Consider the following 279-nt stretch of genomic DNA (forward strand, 5'->3'; position numbering starts at 1 on the left):
CGCTATCGGGCATCAATCTGGTCTGCACCATCGTCAAGCTGCGCGCGCCGGGCATGACGATGATGAAGATGCCGGTGTTCACCTGGACCTCGCTCTGCACCAACGTCCTGATCGTCGCCTCCTTCCCGGTCTTGACCGCGGTGCTGGCGCTGCTGTCGCTCGACCGCTACGTCGGCACCAACTTCTTCACGAACGACTTCGGCGGCAACCCGATGATGTACGTGAACCTGATCTGGATATGGGGCCATCCGGAGGTCTACATCCTGGTGCTGCCGGCGT

1 protein-coding gene is annotated in these 279 nt (G+C 61.6%); it reads left to right on the forward strand.

The features are described from left to right. The coding region (locus ACKX14_RS15695) for a cbb3-type cytochrome c oxidase subunit I (protein ID WP_422449308.1) at positions 1-279 on the forward strand (279 nt) is incomplete at both ends.

Origin of the sequence: Thermorhabdus hydrogeniformans, assembly GCF_049310025.1 — a bacterium.
Classification (GTDB): domain Bacteria; phylum Bacillota; class Thermosediminibacteria; order Thermosediminibacterales; family Tepidanaerobacteraceae; genus JBJYKD01.